This is a genomic window from Dietzia cercidiphylli, assembly GCF_014145145.1.
Classification (GTDB): domain Bacteria; phylum Actinomycetota; class Actinomycetes; order Mycobacteriales; family Mycobacteriaceae; genus Dietzia; species Dietzia natronolimnaea.
In genome coordinates this window covers 1-6,266 of the sequence record NZ_JAALEA010000061.1, presented here as the reverse complement: position 1 = coordinate 6,266, position 6,266 = coordinate 1, and the positions used below count along the sequence as shown (strand labels likewise).

General features: G+C 62.0%; 4 protein-coding genes. All 4 read right to left on the bottom strand.

What is annotated here, in order from left to right; translation table 11 throughout:
• Positions 1 to 250: 250 nt before the first annotated feature.
• Positions 251 to 1,237 carry an IS481 family transposase gene (locus G6028_RS02995; RefSeq protein ID WP_182658008.1) on the bottom strand — a complete coding sequence of 329 codons (987 nt, stop codon included), beginning with the start codon at positions 1,235 to 1,237 and terminating at the stop codon, positions 251 to 253.
• 42 nt (positions 1,238 to 1,279) lie between these two features.
• Complete coding sequence (locus tag G6028_RS02990) at positions 1,280 to 2,047, bottom strand: MerR family transcriptional regulator (protein WP_182658007.1); 768 nt, start codon at positions 2,045 to 2,047, stop codon at positions 1,280 to 1,282.
• Between the two features lie 29 nt (positions 2,048 to 2,076).
• On the bottom strand, positions 2,077 to 2,985 hold the full coding sequence (locus G6028_RS02985; RefSeq protein ID WP_182658006.1) for a DUF2268 domain-containing putative Zn-dependent protease: 909 nt from the start codon (positions 2,983 to 2,985) through the stop codon (positions 2,077 to 2,079).
• Positions 2,986 to 3,058: 73 nt separating this feature from the next.
• Positions 3,059 to 5,887 (bottom strand): class I SAM-dependent DNA methyltransferase, encoded by a 2,829-nt coding sequence (locus G6028_RS02980; RefSeq protein ID WP_182658005.1) that lies wholly within the window; start codon positions 5,885 to 5,887, stop codon positions 3,059 to 3,061.
• Positions 5,888 to 6,266: the final 379 nt, after the last annotated feature.

The following is a 6,266-nucleotide window of genomic DNA, read 5'->3' as shown; positions in this document are numbered from 1 at the left end:
GGCTACATCGACCCTGTGACACAGCGGGGACGGCTGGCGGCATCGCGTCCCACATGGGTGTACCCAGTGAATCAAGCGATCCCACCCAAGCTGGCTTCCGGCCGTCCAAGAGTGACGCTTCCGACTCAGTCCGAATCCCGCACGGCACGACCGCATCCCTCAGCTCTGCGTGCTGCGTGACCCGCAGCTTCAGACCTGTAACTGACGTGCAGCCCACCATCTCTTCAGATTGCTCCCCGCTCGAAGGCGGCTAGCTGTACTGACCGGGGACATTGATCAATCGCGTGAAGGGTGGCTGGTTCGCGCAGGCCGTGTGGGGTCGGTGATGGTTGTAGTGGTGCAGCCATGACTCGAGAGCATCGCGTCGTTCTGCCTCTGAGCGGTAGCAGCGGGCGTAAGCCCACCCGTCGGCCATTGTGCGGTGGAAGCGCTCGACCTTCCCGTTCGTCTGGGGTCGATACGGGCGCGTGTACCCCGGTCGGATCGACAACGCCTCGCAGGTATCACGCCACAGATGCGACCGGTAGGCACCGCCGTTGTCGGACAGTACTCGCTCGATCGTTACCCCACGCTCAGCGAACCAGCCGGCAGCTCGATGCAGGACGCCAACGGCAGTGACAGCAGTCTCGTCGTCGTGGACCTCGGTGTACGCGACGCGGGAGTGGTCGTCGATCACGGTGTGGACGTAGGCGTAGCCCAGCTTGGGTCCGCCGTACCGATTGCGTGGCTTATCCGGTGTGCCGACGCGGTTGCGGTCGCCTTGGCGTCGGCCGACATAGCGCCAGCCACCGCCGTCGGGGATGTTCCCCAGCTTCTTCACGTCCACGTGCACCAGCGACCCGGGGTGTGCGTGCTCGTAACGACGGATCGGTTCGCCGGTCGCCCGGTCGACGTGCGATAGCCGATTCAATCGAGCGGCGGTGAGGATGCGGTGGACTGTGGAGGGCGCGATCCCGAGCCTTGCTGATAGTTGAACTGGACCTTCCCGCAACCTAATCCGCAGGTTGATGCACCGTTTCGTGACGGGCGTGCTTGTCTTGTTCGGCGAACTCTTCGGGCGGGAGGACCGGTCGTGCATGGGCTCGCCGGCGCGGTAGCGGTCGACCCAGCGTTTCACGGTCGGCCACGAGACCTGGAAACGCGCGGCGACCTCACTGATCGGCCAGCCCTCCTCGACGACGAGTTGGGCAACCTTCAGACGGTGACGCGGTGTGAGGGCAGCGTTGGGATGGGACATGTCATCTTTCGGTCCGGGACGGCGCCGCAGCACACGCCGCTGTCAGGCCGGATGCTGCACGTGGATGCGCAATGCGTTCGCGGCGAACTGCGCGGCCTCTGGGCTGCCGAAGGTCTGGTGGAAGTCGGGGTTGGTTTCGTAGAGGTCGGCCATGCCTTGCACCATTGCGGCGGATCGTTCGGCATCGCCGGCGTGGGTGGGTGTTCCGGGGATGTCAGCAAACCAGGCCATGTGGTCGGCAGCGTGGGATTGAGCAACTGGTGAGTCGGGCGTCTGCCCGGTTTCGTAGATTTCTGCCCACCGTGTGAGCAGGGCCTGGGCGCTGGTTTGCCAGTCGCGTTGCTGTCCCAGGGACTTGGCATGCCACCAGCGGTTCGACGCGGCGAAGGCCTCGCGCCCCCACCGTCGTACGACCTCGGCCTCGTAGCGGTCGTTGAAGCCTTCGAGCATCACGTCCATGCGTGGTTCACGGCCCTCTCGGCGCATCTGCAGGGTGTGCTCGACCGCGCTGATGCGCCGGTCTATGGCCTCGCGGTCCTCGGCCAGCTGTGTCAGGTGGGCCTGGAGCGCTTCGACCTCGGCGGTGGGCGTCTCGGGGGCGTCGAGGACTGCGGCGATGTCGGCCAGTGGCATACCCGTGTCACGGAGAAGGAGGATGCGTTGCAGGCGAGCGACCGCGTCGGGACCGTAGTAGCGGTAGCCGTTGGCCCCGACGCGGTCGGGCTCGAGCAGCCCGATGCGGTGATAGTGGCGCAGCGTGCGGCCGCTGATGCCTGCGCGTTCAGCGAGCTCGTGCACCGTCCATTCCATCACCGGGCTCCTGTCGTTCGACCTGCTGCTCAGTGTGCCCCGTCTGTGGTCAGGCCCAGCCGTGGCAGCGCAATGCGCAGGATCTCGGACGCGGGAGTGCTGACGTTTTGGGCGGCCGTGGTGCCCGTGGCGTCGAGGTATGCGCGGACAAGCCGAGCACCGGCTGCATAGCCAGCCCCGGTTGGCAGGCCGACAGGCTCGGCACCGAATAGTTGTGCGCTGGAGTCGCCCAGCACCCAGGCTGCGAAGTCTGCCATTCCGGTGACGCCCAGTCCGCTGGCGACCTTCGCCAGGACCTGGTCGTCGGAGCGGGTTTCGTCGCGCACGAAGTGGGTGTAGCCGGCGTCGCCGTACAGTTCGGACGCGAAAACATCCGCGAGCCCTTCAGACACAACGTGCTCGCCAACCATCACCGTCTGTGGATCCCACACGATCCCGCCGGGTGAATAGCGCACGTTGTGGTGTAGTTCGTGGACCGCGATCGCCTCGAGGCGATCGAGGACGCGCGAGGTTGGCCAGACGGTGATGGCTATGTAGCCACTGATCCCGCCAAATCCGGACATCCCTTGCACCTCGTCGACGAAGTGCTGGCTCGTCGGATCCCCCAGGACGAGCAACACGTTCACGTCGGGGATCGTCACACCCGGATCGGCAGACGCCAACGCTTCCACGCCCTCCTCGAGGGCCTTCTCGATGCGGGTCCACGCATCGGCCGCGACAAGAGACTCCAAACCTTCGCGGACCCGCTCGATCGCGGAGTCTGGACGGAAGCCAAAGTTCTGCTGGTGCACGGTGGCCATGTCCACACCGCCGGGAATGAAGTGGTACATCCCCGACATGGGAGCCCACATGTCACGGATGAGGTCGTCGCGATCCTTCGCATCCGCAGTCAGGACTCGGCGCATGCCCGAGGCACTGTCAATCATTGAAATGGTCATGACAAGCAACCGTAAACATTGCCGTTACGACAAGGTCAACTATTTCCTCGATTAATGTCCCCGGTCAGTACAGCTAGCTGATGGCGGCGGCATAGTGAGCGAATAGGACCTCCTGCCGCTGTTCGAGGCCGGCGATTCGCCGGGTTGCACCGAAAGCCTTGTCGATCACCCGGTCGAGAGCGTCATGAGCTCCGACGAGGCTTGGGTCCATCGCGGTGACGTTGTAGTGCTCAGCGAGCGTGCGCTCGGGATATTTCTCGCGGGCCGCGCGAATACCGAGACCAGCCTTGATGACCGCGGTGCGCGTCTGTTCGTCCAAGTCAGGGATCGGGAAGTTATTCCAAGTAATCGTGCTCGAGAGGCTTAGGTCGGACTTCATGCGGCCACCGACGGTCTTCATCCAGGTTATGAACATGGTGGAGCTGGCTATCGCGAAGAGCACCCCACCGTCATCTTCGGCTCCATAGATCTTGTTCGAGATGATGCAATCCGGGTCGAGGAAACCGACTGGTAGGTAACGCCGGTTCACCGAGCTGACCTCAGGGAGCGCGATAAACGTGCTGTCCGAGACGAATCCGAATTGCCGGAACAGGTGGTCGTGCCTGTAGTCCCGTGTGGTTTCAGCTTTCGAATCGCTCCGGAACTTTTTAACCGCGGCGATTCGTCGACGGAGCTCAGCGGAGCGATTGAGGTCCGCGGGGTCGAGACTGGCAAGCCAGAGGCACCACCGCTTCTTCCCATAGAGCATCTGGGTCGTTCCGATATAGGGGCGCAAATATTTGGTGAGGATCGGATCAGCGCGCACCGATTCGACCTGTTCCTCTGTCACGACGAGATTTCCGTCGTCAGTCGGCATCGAGCCCTTAGCGAGCGCGGGTACCCCTGGCGAAAGCGGACGCGAACGTGTGTCAACGAGGACGCTAGCGCCATCGACGAGGTAGGCGTTGATCCCAGTCTTGAGTTTGAGTTTGATCGGGTTTGCATTCGGAGTTTCGTAGTCCCAAAGAGACTGCCGAGCTGCGCGGTCTCTCGTGAAACCAACTATCACGCAGTGAACCACGGCTTTGCCTGGAGCCTCGGAGTCCCAGGCGAAGGTGCGGTGGCCGAACTTGATACGCCATCCCTCAGAGTAGATGGGCTCGAAGAGACGTGGCACTTGATCGCCTTGGGTGATGGAGTTGGTCGTAACGTAGGCGAACTCGCCGGGCCGGCTAGCCAGGAGATGGAGAGTCTTTGCATGCCACCCGGTTACGTAGTCGAGACGTCCAAGTTTCTTCTTTCCACCCCACGCCGCCCTCAAGTCTGAAAGCTGCTCCTTGGTGCGCGTGTGGTCACCTAGGAACGGCGGATTACCGAACACGTATGTTGGTCCCGCTGGCCGGGGCAGAACGGTATCCCAGGCCAGTTGGAGGGCATTAGCGTGGCGGATATGCGCCGTAATCTTGATGGGCAGACGGTTTGGAGCGTCGCCAACGGCGGCAGCGAGTTCGCGGTTCGCCTGGTGGTCGACTAGGAACATTGCTGTTTCCGCAATCTTCGCTGGCCACCAATTGACTTCGAAGCCATGGAACTGGTCGATCGAGAGCTTCTGGTCCAAGCTCACGTCGAACGAGGCCGTGGTGAGCCTCTCGCGCCGCCGCAACTCAACGATGATCCGGGTCTCGACCCGGCGGAGCTCGCGATAAGCCACGACTAAGAAGTTTCCGCACCCACAAGCTGGGTCGACAAACTGCATCGTCGCCAGATCGTCGCGGAACTGTCTCAGCGCCTTCTGCGAGGTCGATTTGTTGGCGATGAGCCGGTCCGCCTGTTCGCGGAGCTGATCGAGCACTAGAGGCTCGAGGACCTTGAGAATGTTGGTCTCTGAAGTGTAGTGCTCCCCATCGACCCTTCGGGCTTCCTTGCTCTTGACGAGCTGGAACATCGCGCCGAAGACGGCGGGTGAGATTCGAGTCCAATGAAAGCGACACGCAGCTAGGAGTGCCTCACGGAACCCTTCGTCGAAGTACTCCGGGACGAGCGTGTCATGGAATACTGAACCATTGACGTAGGGGAATCGGACCATAGATTGCGGAACTCGGCGACGCTGGCCTATTGGTGTATTTAGTACATGAAACAGCGCCGTGAGCTGCGCCCCGAGGTTGTCTGTGGTGGTGTCGTACAGGACGAATCGGTAGAAGAGGTCCTCCTCCCAGAGGCCTGCATCGTCGCCATAGAGGAGGAAGAGCAGTCGCGTCATCCACATCGACGTGCGCTGAACTGCGATGTCTTCGTCCTCTGGGTTCTGCGCGGCGTCATCACTGATACCTGCGTCGGCGTCTTCCCCAAGCATGGCGTTGTACATGTCAGCCATGAGCCTGCTCGCCGCAATGGACGCGTCAACCTCATCTTGCTTGGTGATCGTCTCCCGGCCTGCAAGAAACATCAGCTGGTCGACGTGGTCCGCGATGTCCTCAATGCGTACTTCGACGGTCCAGGCGTCCTCGCCGAGACGGTCGATTCTCAAGTGTTCGAAGTCGGAGACAAGGACATACTTGGGGAACTCATGATCGGCGATGGAACCACCGGCCAAGTAGTCAAGCGCTTGGGCAAAGGCAGCATCGAGATCTCGGCCGAGCGACTTGGCCTCCCCGATAACCACCCCCGACCAGAAGAGGTCGATGTAACCGGCGCCACCAGTGGTAGCGCGCCCGGCGTCTCGCTCAAATAGGTCGATCCGCTCGGGGATGACACCAAAACACTTGAGCAAATCCGACCAATACTGCTGAGCATGCGAGCGCTCGGTCCCAGTGACCGACTCAGCCCTCCAGCCATCGATGCGTTCTCGCCAAAAAGAGGAGAATTGGGTCAACGACCGGCGGATAGAGTCGCGGTCAAGGACAAGGGTGGCGCTAGGAGTCACCCCGTGACCTTACGTTTAAGCGCTGGGACTGACACCCCAGGCCTCAATCCGCCGTAGTCCCTCCCCCAGGCTCAATACCTCGTGATCGGCGCTCTCGCCGAACCACATTCTTCACGGTCCGCCGTGAGATACCCTCCCCATCTGCGATCTGCGTCAGGGTCTTCCCTTGATCGATCATCTCGAGGTACCGAGACGCCCGTTCTCGAGCTGCGGCGCGACGAACGGCATTCGCGGGGTTCTCGTGCAACGCCGATCCGAGCTGATCATCTCCATCGTCGGCAATCGTGGGCCGTTTTCTGAATTCAGAGGGACTTGGAACCACGCCACAACTTTACGGCGACTCACTGAGTATTTGGAGGCTTGGGGGCCACCGGATATT